Origin of the sequence: Lachnospira hominis (ex Liu et al. 2021), assembly GCF_014287955.1 — a bacterium.
GTDB classification, from domain to species: domain Bacteria; phylum Bacillota; class Clostridia; order Lachnospirales; family Lachnospiraceae; genus Lachnospira; species Lachnospira hominis.
This window is the reverse complement of record NZ_JACOPD010000001.1, coordinates 442,645-457,354: the sequence shown is the minus strand read 5'-3', so window position 1 is coordinate 457,354 and position 14,710 is coordinate 442,645. Positions and strand designations below refer to the sequence as shown.

Annotated in this window: 14 protein-coding genes and 1 tRNA gene; 14 read left to right on the top strand and 1 reads right to left on the bottom strand. The window is 37.4% G+C overall.

Translation table 11 applies throughout. The features are described 5' to 3' along the window. Positions 1–28: 28 nt before the first annotated feature. The 12 genes from yabQ (at position 29) to H8S01_RS02140 (ending at position 12,840) form a co-directional block, all read left to right on the top strand. Positions 29–484, top strand: coding sequence for a spore cortex biosynthesis protein YabQ (yabQ, locus tag H8S01_RS02195; RefSeq protein ID WP_330605466.1), 456 nt, complete (start codon positions 29–31; stop codon positions 482–484). Further along, positions 445–771, top strand: coding sequence for a septum formation initiator family protein (locus H8S01_RS02190; RefSeq protein WP_021865215.1), 327 nt, complete (start codon positions 445–447; stop codon positions 769–771). The genes yabQ and H8S01_RS02190 overlap by 40 nt, the downstream gene beginning before the upstream one ends. Before the next feature lie 170 nt (positions 772–941). After that, entirely contained in the window at positions 942–2,069 is a 1,128-nt protein-coding gene (locus H8S01_RS02185; RefSeq protein WP_186836014.1) for a SpoIIE family protein phosphatase, read from the top strand. Positions 2,070–2,132: 63 nt separating this feature from the next. Then, entirely contained in the window at positions 2,133–3,581 is a 1,449-nt protein-coding gene (gene tilS / locus H8S01_RS02180) for a tRNA lysidine(34) synthetase TilS (RefSeq protein ID WP_186836013.1), read from the top strand. Between the two features lie 5 nt (positions 3,582–3,586). Continuing rightward, entirely contained in the window at positions 3,587–4,111 is a 525-nt protein-coding gene (gene hpt, locus H8S01_RS02175; RefSeq protein WP_186836012.1) for a hypoxanthine phosphoribosyltransferase, read from the top strand. A gap of 9 nt (positions 4,112–4,120) precedes the next feature. Beyond that, complete coding sequence (gene ftsH, locus H8S01_RS02170; protein ID WP_186836011.1) at positions 4,121–5,977, top strand: ATP-dependent zinc metalloprotease FtsH; 1,857 nt, start codon at positions 4,121–4,123, stop codon at positions 5,975–5,977. A gap of 250 nt (positions 5,978–6,227) precedes the next feature. Then, positions 6,228–8,351 carry a glycoside hydrolase family 13 protein gene (locus H8S01_RS02165; protein ID WP_186836010.1) on the top strand — a complete coding sequence of 708 codons (2,124 nt, stop codon included), beginning with the start codon at positions 6,228–6,230 and terminating at the stop codon, positions 8,349–8,351. A 36-nt stretch (positions 8,352–8,387) separates the two neighbouring features. Then, positions 8,388–9,281 carry a GDSL-type esterase/lipase family protein gene (locus H8S01_RS02160; RefSeq protein WP_186836009.1) on the top strand — a complete coding sequence of 298 codons (894 nt, stop codon included), beginning with the start codon at positions 8,388–8,390 and terminating at the stop codon, positions 9,279–9,281. Between the two features lie 25 nt (positions 9,282–9,306). Further along, positions 9,307–10,011 carry a tRNA (guanosine(37)-N1)-methyltransferase TrmD gene (gene trmD / locus H8S01_RS02155; protein WP_021865209.1) on the top strand — a complete coding sequence of 235 codons (705 nt, stop codon included), beginning with the start codon at positions 9,307–9,309 and terminating at the stop codon, positions 10,009–10,011. A gap of 41 nt (positions 10,012–10,052) precedes the next feature. Then, positions 10,053–10,125: transfer RNA gene (locus H8S01_RS02150), tRNA-Phe, on the top strand. A 251-nt stretch (positions 10,126–10,376) separates the two neighbouring features. Beyond that, the gene (locus H8S01_RS02145) at positions 10,377–12,146 is read left to right on the top strand and encodes a GGDEF domain-containing protein (protein WP_021865208.1); all 1,770 of its coding nucleotides are present in this window, start codon (positions 10,377–10,379) and stop codon (positions 12,144–12,146) included. After that, positions 12,139–12,840, top strand: coding sequence for a 3'-5' exonuclease (locus H8S01_RS02140; RefSeq protein WP_021865207.1), 702 nt, complete (start codon positions 12,139–12,141; stop codon positions 12,838–12,840). Before H8S01_RS02145 ends, H8S01_RS02140 begins: the two co-directional genes overlap by 8 nt. Before the next feature lie 20 nt (positions 12,841–12,860). Here the strand turns inward: H8S01_RS02140 and H8S01_RS02135 are convergent, their stop codons facing one another. After that, positions 12,861–13,460: a hypothetical protein gene (locus tag H8S01_RS02135; protein ID WP_021865206.1), complete on the bottom strand. Its 600-nt coding sequence runs from the start codon at positions 13,458–13,460 to the stop codon at positions 12,861–12,863. Between the two features lie 43 nt (positions 13,461–13,503). Between H8S01_RS02135 and H8S01_RS14395 the strand changes: the two genes are divergently transcribed. Further along, positions 13,504–13,620, top strand: coding sequence for a hypothetical protein (locus H8S01_RS14395; RefSeq protein WP_021865205.1), 117 nt, complete (start codon positions 13,504–13,506; stop codon positions 13,618–13,620). An 86-nt stretch (positions 13,621–13,706) separates the two neighbouring features. After that, positions 13,707–14,690 carry an AIR synthase-related protein gene (locus tag H8S01_RS02130; protein ID WP_186836008.1) on the top strand — a complete coding sequence of 328 codons (984 nt, stop codon included), beginning with the start codon at positions 13,707–13,709 and terminating at the stop codon, positions 14,688–14,690. Positions 14,691–14,710 lie beyond the last annotated feature (20 nt).

Here is a 14,710-nt window from a genome sequence, read left to right as displayed (position 1 = left end):
CCGGGTGGCAAAAAGCTGATTGGGTAAAGTGAGCAGTCTTATTATCTGGGAACAAAGTACATTTTTTGCAGCATTATTTATGGGAATGATGTTTGCGTTTATATATGACTGTATTCGTGTATTCCGGCGGGTGTTTAAGCATAAACATGTGTATACAATGGCGGTTGAGGATATACTGTTCTGGTTTTATGTAAGCATACGTGTTTTTACCTGCCTTTATGAAAGAAATAATGGCATTATCAGGGGCTTTATTGTAATATCGCAGATATTTGGTGCATTGATTTACAGGTACGCATTTGGAAAATTATTTGTGAAATATATGACCGGATTATTGATATTTATTTTGAAACCATTGAAAAAACTGTTCTTATTGATTAAAATAAAAGTACATGAGCTGGATGCTCATGTCAAAAGACGTAGAGCATCCGGGGAAAAGAGGAAAAAATGCAGTTTGAATCCAGATGGGAAAAACAGCAGCGTCTAAAAAGACAGAAACGTTCAAGTGTTGCCGGAATGATAACAGCCGTGATACTTGTACTTCTGCTTGGTGTTGCCATGTGGAATGGAAAAAGGACGCTGGAAAAGAAAAACAGGATTTACGAGGAACAGAGTGAATCCCTTACACAGCAGATAAATGAGCAGCAGCAGCGGCAGAAAGAACTTGAAGAATATAAAAAGTACGTTAAGACAAAGAAATTTGTAGAGGAAGTTGCAAAGAATAAGTTTGGACTTCTTTATCCGGATGAGATTCTTATAAAACCGGATGATTGACAGATACATACATAAAAGAGACTGATACGCACAGTGAGGGGGGAAACCTCTTAATATTTTCAGCGTATCAGCCTCTTTTTTTGTTGTCATCACTACATTATGACAAAAAATGACAGAACATATGGTTATAATATACAAAAGCAAAGAATCACAGACAGGGAGGTATGATTATGAGTGAGAGTGTTCGTGATTATGTAACTACATATTCTTTTAACAAGCTTGAAGAGACGGCTAAGACATTCAGAAGATTAGGGGAAGTATATGAAAATGCGGCAGAGTTCAAGACAGCGGACCCAGGAATATCAAGACAGCTCCTTCTTGTTGCTGATGTGTTGGATGAATGTGTGACAACGCACCTGTATTCAGAAGAAATCCCTAAAGATATTGCAAAGGAACTTTTCAGAAAATGTTTTCTTTCCGGTGTGAGAATAAAGAATTTATCGACAATCAGAAACCATCATGGGGCGGCTGAGCTTGTGATGCAGGCAAGGACTGTCGGCAGGGGATGTGTTTCGGTAAAAAAGATTCTGCCAATCATATCCGAAGTATTCGGGCTTGGCTATTATCTTCCGGGTTCAGACAGGACAACTATTCATGAACAATTTGAGCAGTTTATATTTATACAGGAGAGCAGATTCCGCATGCTTACGGGAGTTGCACGCCGTGGCAAAGGATGCAGTAAATTTAATGGGGATAATTTTCTTATTTCAAGACTTGATTGTGGAAAAACAACCGCGGCGATAGCTGACGGAATGGGAAGCGGGAAGAGGGCTTTTATAGAGAGCCGCATGGTTATTGAACTTATGGAAAACTGCATAGATGCAGGATTTGATGAACATGCTGCATTGGACCTTATAAATGCGGCGTATATTGCAGGCGGTTCTAAGAGTGTCAATCCTGTAACTATGGACATGAGCGTGATTGACTGTAACACAGGAATAATGTCGTGTATTAAAATGGGGGCGGCGGCTACATTTATAAAGCGTGATTCATCGGTGGAAGTTATAAAATCGACAACACTGCCACTTGGCGTGCTTGAAAAGGTTGATTATGAGCGTGTTAATAAAAAGCTTTATAATGGTGACTATGTTATTATGGTAAGTGACGGGTTGTTAGATAATATTCCCAATGTTGATAAAGAAAAAATATTCGCAGATATTATAAATACAATATCTGTTAAAAAGCCGGATGCAATGGCAGAAGAGATAATGCGTAAATCATTAAAATATAATGGCGGAAAGCCATCTGATGATATGACAGTTCTTGTACTCGGACTGTTTGACACTTATGACAAATAATAATATAATTTCTGGTATAATATAAAGTTATATTTGTTATAGTGACAAAAGAACGGACTGGATATGATTGAAAAAGTATATGACTATATGAAAAAGACAGGAATGTCTGATAATACAAAAACGATTGTGGCAGGACTTTCAGGCGGTGCAGATTCCGTATGTCTTGTTATGGTTTTAAAAAGAATAATTGAAATCCACAGACTGGGTATAAATATTGTGACAGTTCATGTAAATCATGGAATAAGAGGGGAAGAAGCAGAACGTGACGAGAAATTTGCCAAAGAATTTGCACAGGCAAACGGACTTGCATTTCAATCATATCATGTAAATATACCTATGATTGCAAAAAATGGCAATATGAGTGAGGAAGAAGCGGGAAGGCAGGAAAGATACAGGATTTTCAGAGCAGAAGCAAAGTGTTATCCTGATGCAAAAATTGCGGTTGCACATCATATGGACGACCAGGCGGAGACTGTGCTTATGCATCTTATGCGTGGAACCGGACTTGCCGGGCTTGTTGGAATGAATCCGGTTAATGGCGATATAATCCGGCCGCTTCTTTGTGTTACAAGACAGGATATAGAAGATTTTCTTGAAAAAGAAGGACAGGGTTTTATAACTGATTCGACAAATCTTGATGATGATTATACGAGAAATAAAGTGAGAAATATTCTCATTCCTCTTATGAAAGATATTTTTAATCCAAACGTGACACAATCGCTGTGTGCAGCATCTTTGGATGCAGCAAAGATAGAGTCGCATATAGAAAAAGAGACTTGCCAGGCAATTGATGAATATGTGGTTTATGGAAAAGAAGATGCGGTAATTGAACATCTTGAAGAGTTTTTAAAGCTTGATATATGCATACGTGAACGCGTATACAGAAACGTGTTATTCAGACTTTCGGGAAAACACAAAAATATATACCGGGTAAATATCGAGGCGGTTGACGGCATAGCGTGCGGTGATACTGGTAAAGTACATGATATGCCGTGGTCTTTGTGCGTGAAAAAAATATATGACAGACTTATATTTGAACGGAAAAACAGCTGCGATGCAGCTACAGATGATTTTTTGATTAAAATAAATAAAAATGAGATTGATTACAGTGGTGTCAAAAAAGAATATCCTGTTGGAAAGAATATATATCTGAACGGAAAAAATGTATATTTAAATAGTATAAATTTCCAAATGGTTAATAATCTTAATGGAAAATTTAGTGGGAATGACTATACTAAATATTTTGATTATGATAAAATAGAGAATACGATTCATATTCGTTTCAGGCAGAATGGAGATTATTTTATATTTTCATCTGATGGCGGTAGAAAAAAATTGAAAAATGAGCTGATAGACCGAAAAGTCGAACCGCAAAACAGGGATAAAGTGCTTATTGTGGCACAGAATTCGGAAGTTTTGTGGGCTGCCGGAATCAGGCGTTGTCAGTCGTATCTGATTGATGATACAACAAAACATATTTTAGAAATGACATTAAATTTTCAGGAGGAATAATAGCGATGGAAAAACACAATATTAGTGTTCTGATATCAGAAGAAGAGGTACAGAAGAGAGTTCGTGAGCTTGCAGCCCAGATAAGCAAAGATTATGATGGAGAATCAGTTAAGTTAATATGTATTCTCAAGGGAAGCGTATTTTTTACATGTGAGCTTGCAAAGAGAATTACAGTGCCTGTAATCCTTGATTTTATGCAGGTTTCAAGTTATGGAAGCCAGACTGTTTCAAGTGGAACGCTGAAAGTTAAAAAGGAACTTGATGAGCCTATTGAAGGTGATAATGTAATTATTGTCGAAGATATCATTGATTCGGGCAATACTCTTTCACGACTTGTTCCTATGCTTCAGGAAAGAAATCCTAAGTCGTTAAAGGTATGTACTCTTCTTGATAAGCCGGAAAGAAGAGAAGTCGATGTTAAAGTTGATTATAACGGGTTTAATATTCCTGATAAATTCGTTGTTGGATATGGTCTTGATTATGACCAGAATTATAGAAATCTCCCATATGTCGGAGTAATAAATTTGTAGGAGGAATATATGAATAACAAGGGAAAGGCCAGCGGCTTCGGAATATATGCCGTTGCGGTTGTGATTATTGCGGTTCTGTATCTGCTCATGTCACGCTTTGGCAGTCAGACAAGCGATTATACGTATGATGCATTTGTTAAAGACGTTGACAGCGGAAGCGTTACAAGCGTTGTAATAAAGCAGAATGCAGAAGTTCCAACAGGTGTTTTATATGTATCATTTTCAGGCAGCAAAGAACAAAAAATGCTCAATGTGTCTGATGTCAATGATATACAGAGCATGCTCACAAAGAAAAATATTTCTTATGATCTGAGAGACGTTTCAAGACAGAGCGTGTGGATAACGACGGTGCTTCCTATCGGAATAAGTCTGTTTGTTATAATATTTTTATTTGCAATGATGACAAGGCAGGGTGGAGGCGGAGGCAATGCCAAGATGATGAATTTTGGAAAGAGCCGTGCGAAGCTTATGACCAATGACCAGAATCATGTGACATTTAATGATGTTGCAGGTCTTGATGAAGAAAAAGAAGAACTTGCGGAGATTGTAGATTTCCTTAAAAATCCGGTGAAATATACAATGCTCGGTGCAAGAATTCCAAAGGGTGTAATTCTTACAGGCCCTCCGGGAACAGGTAAAACACTTCTTGCAAAGGCAATTGCAGGTGAAGCAGGAGTACCGTTTTTTAGTATATCAGGTTCTGACTTTGTAGAAATGTTTGTCGGCGTGGGTGCTTCAAGAGTAAGAGACCTTTTTGAAGAAGCTAAAAAGAATGCACCTTGTATTGTATTTATAGATGAGATTGATGCTGTTGCAAGAAGACGAGGAACAGGTATGGGCGGCGGCCATGATGAACGTGAGCAGACACTTAACCAGATGCTTGTTGAGATGGATGGATTTGGTGTAAATCAGGGCATCATTGTAATGGCAGCCACAAACAGAATTGATATTCTTGATCCAGCTATTTTAAGACCTGGCAGATTTGACAGAAAAGTAGTTGTTGGAAGACCTGATGTTGCAGGAAGACTTGCAATTCTTAATGTCCATGCGGCAAAGAAGCCTCTTGGTGATGATGTTGATCTTGACAGCCTTTCAAGAACTACAGCCGGATTTACAGGTGCAGACCTTGAAAATCTTCTCAATGAGGCGGCAATCAATGCTGCCAAGCACGGACGCAAGTTTATCAAAAATGAAGATGTCAATTATGCATTTGTTAAAGTTGGTATCGGTGTTGAAAAGAGAAGCAAGATTATTTCAGAAAAAGAGAAAAAGATTACAGCATACCATGAGTCAGGACATGCAATATTATTCCATGTACTTCCTGATGTCGGACCTGTTCATTCGGTATCAATAATTCCAACAGGAATGGGTGCAGCAGGATATACAATGCCGCTTCCTGAAAAGGACGAGATGTTTAATACAAGAGGCAAGATGCTTCAGAATATAATTGTAAGTCTCGGAGGACGTGTTGCTGAGGAACTTGTATTTGATGATATTACAACAGGTGCTTCACAGGATATACGACAGGCAACACAGACGGCAAGAGATATGGTTACAAAGTACGGATTTTCATCAAAACTTGGACTTATTAATTATGATACAGACAATGACGAGGTCTTTATCGGAAGAGACCTTGCACATACAAGACCATATGGTGAAAATATTGCCGGACAGATAGATGCGGAAGTTAAGAATATAATTGATGAGTGCTATTCACGGGCAAAGACAATTATCTCTGAGAACAGGGATATTCTTGATAAGAGTGCATCACTTCTCCTTGAGAAAGAAAAGATTTCAAGAGAAGAATTTGAGGCTCTTTTTGAAGAAGAAAATAAAGAGAATGAAGTTGTACAGAGTGTAGAATAGACAGATTGTATAAAATGCACAAAAAAACGTAATATATTACGTGAAAGTTTAGCAACACTTATGGGCGGCAATGTGATACTATAATTAATGTAAAAACCCCCCAATACATTATATTTTTTGCTACACCCCATAATAAGTGAAATACCTTCTCCAAAAAGGACAGCCTACCCCGGCTGTCCTTTTTACTTGCTTTATAAGGCGTTTCGTTATAAAATTATATTGAACCATTCACAGTAAGGAGTGTTTGAATATGAGACTTGTTAAGTCAACTGAAACTTTAGAGAAAAACGAGAAGAAACTTCTTTATATGTGTAATGCACGTCCTGTTTTAAAAATGAGGGCTTTATTTTCTGATGCAACAAAGGATTACAGAAATCCTCCGGAATGTGACCCGGGCGACAGCGTAGCTCTTCGTCTCAGAACAGGAAAATATAATGTTAATAAGGCATATCTTTGTACTGATAATGGGGAATACCGCATGGAACGTGTGGACTCGGATAATTTGTTTGATTATTACGAGGCTTCGGTTACAGTAAGCGAAAAGATTCTGTCTTATTATTTTAAAGTTGAGACAGCACATGGTGCAGTCTGTTATTACAATCAGATTGGTGCATCAAGGGAGCTTAACCAGTATTATAATTTTCGTATAATACCGGGATACAAGGTTCCGTCGTGGGCTAAGGGTGCTGTCATGTACCAGATATTTGTGGATAGATTTGCTAATGGAAGACCACAAAACAATGTACTTGATGATGAATATAATTATATAGGAGAGCATGTCAATGAGGTAAAGGATTGGTATAAGTATCCTGAACCTATGGGTGTCAGGGAATTCTACGGTGGAGATCTGCAAGGCGTATGGGATAAGCTGGATTATCTTGAAAATCTCGGAGTAGATGTTATTTACTTTAATCCTTTGTTTGTATCTCCTTCTAATCATAAATATGATATACAGGATTATGATTATATAGATCCACATATTGCAATGATAGTCTCTGATGAAGGAGAAGTTCTTGCACCGGGTGACCATGACAATACTCATGCGACAAGATATATTGACAGAGTTACAAACAGACGCAATCTGGAGGCAAGCAATATTTATTTTGCACAGCTTGTTGAAGAGATTCACAAGCGTGGGATGAAAGTTATTATAGATGGCGTATTTAACCACTGCGGTTCTTTTAATAAGTGGCTGGACAGGGAACATATTTACAGCAGAAGCCGCGACCAGTATGAGTCGGGAGCATATGAGCGTTTTGAAAGCCCATATCACAGCTTTTTTAAGTTTTACAGTGACCAGTGGCCTGATAATGGTTCATATGATGGCTGGTGGGGACATGATACACTTCCTAAGCTTAATTATGAAGGTTCAAAGAAACTTGAAGAGTATATTCTGGACATTGGAAAGAAATGGGTGTCTGCACCATACAATGTTGACGGATGGAGACTTGACGTGGCGGCAGATTTGGGATATAGTCCCGAGTATAACCATGAATTCTGGAAAAAGTTCAGAAAGTCAGTTAAGGATGCCAATCCACAAGCTGTTATTCTGGCGGAGCATTATGGCGATTCATATGACTGGCTCTCAGGCGGAGAGTGGGACACGGTTATGAATTATGATGCATTTATGGAGCCTGTCACATGGTTTCTTACCGGAATGGAAAAACACAGTGACCAGTACCGTGAGGATATGCTCGGCAACGCAGATAATTTTTTTGGTGCTATGCATCATAATATGTCAAGAATGGGTGGACAGCCTGTTAGTATTTCAATGAATGAGCTGTCAAATCATGATCATTCAAGATTTTTAACAAGAACAAACCACCGCGTTGCAAGGCTTGCAAATGCAGGACCTGAGGCAGCAGGTGAAAACATAGATAAAGCAGTCTTTATGGAGGCTGTAGTTATACAGATGACATGGCCGGGAGCACCGACAATATACTATGGAGATGAAGCCGGAGTGTGTGGCTGGACTGACCCTGACAACAGAAGAACTTATCCATGGGGCAGGGAAGATAAAGAGCTTATAGATTTCCACCGTGATGTCATTAAGATGCACAAATCGTGTGAAGTATTAATGAGCGGTTCGTATAAGCAGCTTTTATCAGAATATAATCTGATTTCATATGCAAGATTTAACCGTGATGATGCGGTTATAGTTATTATCAATAATTCACCGGAAGAACGCAGGACAAAGGTTCCTGTGTGGGAAGCAGGACTTCCGTATAACAGCGATGTTGAGCAGATATTTGTGACATATGAAAATGGTTACAGTACGGCAAGGCTCGGATATACGTTAAGTGGCGGCTGGCTTGATATTGGTCTCAGGGCAAAGTCAGCAGTTGTTCTTAAAAAATTGAATAATCAGATTTAATTCATAACAGAAAATGAAGAAAGGGGCGATTTTGTTATGCCTAAGAATACAGGTGACGAAACAAAAAGCGAAATTAAACTTAACCGAAAAATGAGAATGTGGAACAAATACCGCAATTATTTTATTACAGGAGTTGTAATTGTAATTGTCCTTATTGTTCTTGCAATTATATTTAAAGGTTGTTCAGGAAAAAAGAAAAACGATACTAAACCAACAGTGACAAAGCAGACAACGCAGGCTGATGTTACAAGTAATGATAGCACGAATGAGACAACAACACAGGCAACTACAGCAGCACCGGCTCAGACACAGCCTCAGACAACACAGGCTGCACAGGGCAGTTCTGGTAATGTATATAAAGTTGAAGGCACGGCTGGTCAGGAAGATTTTACAGCTAAGGATTCATATGCAGACACAGTTGTGCTTGGTGATTTTATTGCAGGTGGTATGTCCTATTATGGATACCTGTCAGATTCACAGGTTGTATCAGATGATAATATGACAACACGTAAAGCTGCTGACTATATTGATTCTGTAGCATCTGCAAACCCTAAGAAAGTCGTAATTATGCTTGGTTTAAATGATGCGAACTATGGAACAATGAGCGGCGAAGCTATCGGTGATAATATAAGCGAGGTTGTATCATCAGTTAAGTCAAAGTGTCCATCTGCAAAGATTTATGTAGTATCAGTGCTTCCGGTTACTTATGCATTTGAAGGACGTTCAAGTGTAGAACAGAGTGTGCTTGATACGATAAATACACAGCTTGAGAGTAAAGCAGCCTCAATGAATGTGACATATATTGATATTGCTAATTCATATAAGGATGAGAGCGGATATCTTAAAGGAGACTGCACAGGTAACGGATGTAATCTTAATAACGGATATTATCCATTCCTTTTAAATAACATTGCCAAGGCATTCAAATAATTGCTGAGGCGTCTGGAGGAGAGTAATGAATTTTCATGTATTGACACTGTTTCCTGATATGATAATAGACGGGCTTAATACAAGTATTACCGGCAGGGCAATTAAAAATGGCTGTCTTAGTGTAGAAGCGGTAAACATAAGGGACTATGCCAATAATAAACATATGAAGGTTGATGATTATCCATACGGTGGAGGGGCAGGGCTTGTCATGCAGGCTGCCCCTGTGTGTGCCGCGTATGACAGTCTTGTACAAAAGATAGGAAAAAAGCCCAGAGTTGTCTATATGACGCCGCAGGGATATACATTTAACCAGAAAATGGCACAGGATTTTGCCAAAGAAGACGATCTGGTTATTTTATGCGGACATTATGAGGGCATAGACGAGAGAGCGTTGGAAAGAATCGTGACTGATTATGTATCGATAGGTGATTATGTGCTTACAGGCGGCGAGCTTCCTGCTATGGTTGTTATAGATACAGTATCAAGACTCGTTCCGGGCGTACTTCATAATTCAGAATCGGCAGAGACAGAGAGCTTTGAAAATGGGCTTCTTGAATATCCACAGTATACAAGACCGGAAGTGTTTGAAGGGAAAAAAGTTCCGGATGTTCTTCTTTCAGGACACCATGCAAATGTTGAAAAATGGAGACTTGAAAAGTCAATTGAAAGAACAAAAAAATACAGACCGGATTTATATGAGGAATATTGCAGAAAGCAGAGTGGTACTTGACACTCTGCTTTTTTGATGTTATAATTTTATAGAAAATTTGAGCCTAGATAGCTCAGTCGGTAGAGCAGAGGACTGAAAATCCTCGTGTCGCTGGTTCGATTCCGGCTCTAGGCATTTTTAACTGATTATTTATTGTGTTTTTATTAAAATGGCAGCTTACAATGGTGTTTTCAGACATTTCTTGTGGGGTGTCTTTGTTTTTATATAAAAAAAATATTGCGATTAAATTTTTACCTTTTAAAATTATTAAAAATAAAACGGAAAAATGTAGATTTATTAAATTAATATAGAGAAAAATTGGTACTTGTATATCAATATTAATTATATTATTATAAATGAACAATGATTTTTGAAATGGTGGTAAAATGGATAATAACGTGTTTTTTAAAGGTAAAGCTATAATAGATGAACAGTTTAATATTTTGTCAGTAGATGATGAGCTTAAAGATTTTTTAGGAGACAATCTCGTTAATACTAAAATTGCACGACTTATACATCCAAGTGATATAAACCAGCTTGAGACAGCTGTAAAGAATGTCCAGAGTGAATCGGGATTTGTTACGGCACTTAGAATGGTAGATAATACAGGAAGATACAGATGGTTTGTTTATATTATAGATGAAGCTGAACCTGCGGATAATGTTTGTAACAGCAGAATATGCAGTATATCGATTTTTGATATAAGAGTATTTTTTAAACATACAGATACAAAGGCTGATAACACATATATGGAATATTTCAGTCTTATGGAGTATCTTATGTTCTCATATGACGTATCGACTGACAGATTGAGAATTTTTATGATGGAGAGCCACCAGCAGGTAGATTTTTACCGGGGAACTTTAGCTGATTGGCGTAGAACAATGCTTGCCAATGGCAATGTATATGGTGTTACACGCAATATATTTGATTCTTTTTGTGATGATTTTGCCAATGGAACAGAGATATTTGAACGTGAGTTTAAGATGAAGATATTTGAGAATTCACAGGGAATGGAATGGTGTCTTGTCAAAGGTAAGACTATCATAGATTTTAATGGCAAAAAGCATGTAATTGCCACAATGTCAAAGATAAGCCCTGTCAATGATGAAGAGCATGTATATCTTAATTCAGATGCACTTGATGTAGGAACGGATATTCTTAATAAGCGTGCGATTACGGAATATACAAAGAGGCTGATTGAGTCAAAACCCGGATGTCCTGTTACAATTGCAATTATAGATATCGATAATTTTAAGACGATTAATGATGAGTTTGGTCATATGTTTGGAGATGAGGTAATATGCAATGTTGCAGATGTTATTAAAGAGTCTGTTGAAGGAAAGGGTGTAGCCGGAAGAATTGGCGGAGATGAGATGTTTATCGTTGTTGAAGGGCTCAAGAGCAATGATGAGATAAGAAATGTGCTTCGTACAATCCGCAATAACGTCTCATTTATGTATAATAACCAGCCTGATAAGCCGCATGTCACATGTTCTATCGGTTCATCTACATATCCATGTGACGGACAGACATATGAAGAACTTTTTAATATAGCAGATAAGATGCTTTATCTTGCAAAAGAGAAAGGCAGGGACAGATATATAATATATCTCCCGGATTTGCATGAGGATTATGTGAAGGGCAAAGGAATGCCTAATTCAGAGGCATACATGTTCTACAAGTACAAAAAAATCGGGGTTGTTAATGATATAGTTAATGCTTATAGAAAAAATGGAAAAGACTGCATTATGGAGTCAGCTGATAAAATAAAGAGAGCTTTTGCATTAGACAGCATATTTATTTATCACCATACAGGAGAAGCCTGGGAGAGAAAGATTATAATAGGTAACAAAGATATTGCTGAAGATAATGATTATCTTAACGATAAGGCATATATAGCTGATTTTACGGAAGATGGTATTGAAGTTATTGATAATATCAATTTTTTTGAAAGACGAGCAAAAAATACGGTTAAGGCATTTATTAATATGGGAATTAACCAGGCTGTCCAGATTATAGTTAATGTCAGTGATGAAAACGATGTTATTGTTTCATTTAACAGAAACAGGCAGATGAGCAAGTGGAGCGAGATGGATATAGTATATCTTGCAATACTTGGTAATATATTTGGAAATGGAATATACAATGATTAATACATTTGTTGCCCTTGATATTGAGACGACAGGTCTTAATCCGGCAGAAGATAAGATAATAGAAATAGGAATGGCCAAAATATCCGATGGAGAAATTGTTGACAGTTATTCAACACTTGTTAATCCTGGAATAAGAATCAGCGAACGTATCACCATGATAACAGGTATTACAGATGATATGGTTGAAGGAAAGCCGGCGATAACAGAGATAATAAGTGACATAGTTGATTTTACAAAAGATATGCCAATCCTTGGACATAATGTAATATTTGATTACAGTTTTATTAAAAAGGCGGCTGTTAATTCGGGACTTGATTTTAAAAAGAGTGGAATTGATACGTTGAAGCTGTCAAGAAGGCTTCTTCCCGAAGTACCGCATAAAACACTTGAATATCTGTGTGGATATTTTGGGATTGATGCAGGAAATTCGCACAGGGCATATGATGATGCATTGAGTGCAATGAAACTGTATGAGAAGCTCCATCAAATTAAACCTGATGATACAGGATTTGATGAGCTTATAGAACTTAACTATTCAGCAAAGAAGGATTCTCCGATTACTGCGGCACAAAGAAAATATCTTATAGCACTTACCGAAAAGCATGGGCTTGAGCCGGTTGAAGACATTGATGCACTGACGAAGAGCCGTGCATCAAAGCTTATTGATAATATTATATCTAATTATGGGAAATAATTGCTATGGCAGATAATCTGTTATAAAAGGTATGCGTCGATTTTTTTGATTATGTAATCTTTTGTTATAGTATTAAGAGTTTCTGCATATTTTTTAAGGTGATTAATTTTTTCATTTTCGCCGTTTTTAGAATAGATTTCTGCAAGCATTACATAATTGGCAGATAAATCTGAGCGGCTGCGGATTCCGAATTCAAGGAAGCTGACAGCCTCTTTTTCATATCCGTTATCAATTAGTGCTTTTGCAAGGTTAATAATTTCACGACACAGCGTATGGAAATTATTTTCATATATTGTAAGTTCTGAAAGATTGGCAACACCATATTCCAGTTTTAAATCGGTGTTAGTCTTGCCGGTAAGGTTCAGGATTTTTTCATCTTTAAGATTCATAATATTCTGTTCGGCATTGCTTATTTCGGCAATGTCGGTTTTTATAAATGGCAGATTATCAGGTATTGTTATGTAATTAAGATTTGAAATATCGCGTTTACGGCTTTGGTTGGCTTCACTTTCACGCTTGAAAAAATCTTCATTTGAGCTAGCGGTTTTGTTGTTATTTCTTTTAAAATATATTTGCATTAAGATAAGTATTATTATAAAATAGGGCAGTATTAAATGCATTTGAATCTCCAATCTATGGAAAACAGTGCGGAAAAGAGGAAATATGATTAATTTTAATAACAAAAAAAATAAGAAAATATTGACAGCGGTTATAATTATTTTTCTTGTAGTCGCGATGGTTGTACCGATGGTTGCCTCTGCACTGCTTTCATTTCGTTAAATAATTTATTAATAAAATGATATATTAAATCGCCTTTTTTTTCAATATGTTAGATATAGAATATTAAATGCGGTCCGGAGGAGAATATGAAAACAGGAAAAATAACAAATTCAGTTATCAGTCGTTCTGTATTAAAAAATATAAAACCTGCAAAGAACAGCCTTGCTGTCAAGCCGTCAATTGGTGCAGATGCTTCAGTCCTTGAAAATGGTATTGTAATTGCATCAGACAGCGGTTTTGAACCTGTCTATACAGCATCTAACAATATTTATGCAAGAGGTGGAAGACCGCAGTATATCCAGTGCTGCGTCAATCTTGCACAGGATATGCGTGAGATACGTCTAAAAGAGATAATGCAAAAGATTTCTGCGGATTGTGCACAGCTTGGGCTTGTTGTTTCAGGTGGACATACACAGGTTGAGGCAGGAAATACAAGAGCTGTTGTAGCGGTTACAGCAGTTGGATTTACAGAAAATGTGAAAGAACCACATGCTGTCGGAAGCAATATGGCGAAGCCGGGAGACGATATTATAATGACAAAATGTATCGGCATAGGTGGAGTACAGTATATTATAAATAATAACAGAGAAAAAATACTTGAAAAGTATGTTGAAGATGTAGTAAAACGTGCATATGGCAATAGAAGTGATTTGTCAATTGCAAAAGAAGCCTGTATAGCGATAGAAAATGGTGCTGTATCTTTGCACGATATGTCACAGGGTGGTGTATATGCAGCGTTATGGGATATGGCTGAAGCATCAGGAACAGGACTTCTGGTGGATTTCAGGGCAATAGCTGTCAGACAGGAAATAATAGAGATATGTGAAATATTTGACATTAATCCATATGAATTAAATTCTTGTGGAAGTCTTTTGATAACATCATCCGATTCGGAGCGTATTATAAAAGCACTTGCAGAAGAGGGAATTGACGCATGTGTTATAGGAAAAGTTACGGATGGCAATGATAAGATAATCAATAATCTTGATGAGGTTCGTTTCCTTGATAAACCGGTACAGGACGAAATTTACAGACTGCAGGAGATGCAGAGTGAAACAACAGCAGAATGAGACTGCATGTACAGTGAAAG

What these genes read in the sequence shown, in the direction of transcription:
- H8S01_RS02190 (WP_021865215.1), top strand. Translation starts at nt 445, where the DNA reads ATGCAGTTTGAATCCAGATGGGAAAAACAGCAGCGTCTAAAAAGACAG.
- H8S01_RS02185 (WP_186836014.1), top strand. Translation starts at nt 942, where the DNA reads ATGAGTGAGAGTGTTCGTGATTATGTAACTACATATTCTTTTAACAAG.
- tilS (WP_186836013.1), top strand. Translation starts at nt 2,133, where the DNA reads ATGATTGAAAAAGTATATGACTATATGAAAAAGACAGGAATGTCTGAT.
- hpt (WP_186836012.1), top strand. Translation starts at nt 3,587, where the DNA reads ATGGAAAAACACAATATTAGTGTTCTGATATCAGAAGAAGAGGTACAG.
- ftsH (WP_186836011.1), top strand. Translation starts at nt 4,121, where the DNA reads ATGAATAACAAGGGAAAGGCCAGCGGCTTCGGAATATATGCCGTTGCG.
- H8S01_RS02165 (WP_186836010.1), top strand. Translation starts at nt 6,228, where the DNA reads ATGAGACTTGTTAAGTCAACTGAAACTTTAGAGAAAAACGAGAAGAAA.
- H8S01_RS02160 (WP_186836009.1), top strand. Translation starts at nt 8,388, where the DNA reads ATGCCTAAGAATACAGGTGACGAAACAAAAAGCGAAATTAAACTTAAC.
- trmD (WP_021865209.1), top strand. Translation starts at nt 9,307, where the DNA reads ATGAATTTTCATGTATTGACACTGTTTCCTGATATGATAATAGACGGG.
- H8S01_RS02145 (WP_021865208.1), top strand. Translation starts at nt 10,377, where the DNA reads ATGGATAATAACGTGTTTTTTAAAGGTAAAGCTATAATAGATGAACAG.
- H8S01_RS02140 (WP_021865207.1), top strand. Translation starts at nt 12,139, where the DNA reads ATGATTAATACATTTGTTGCCCTTGATATTGAGACGACAGGTCTTAAT.
- H8S01_RS02135 (WP_021865206.1), bottom strand. Translation starts at nt 13,460, where the DNA reads ATGCATTTAATACTGCCCTATTTTATAATAATACTTATCTTAATGCAA.
- H8S01_RS14395 (WP_021865205.1), top strand. Translation starts at nt 13,504, where the DNA reads ATGATTAATTTTAATAACAAAAAAAATAAGAAAATATTGACAGCGGTT.
- H8S01_RS02130 (WP_186836008.1), top strand. Translation starts at nt 13,707, where the DNA reads ATGAAAACAGGAAAAATAACAAATTCAGTTATCAGTCGTTCTGTATTA.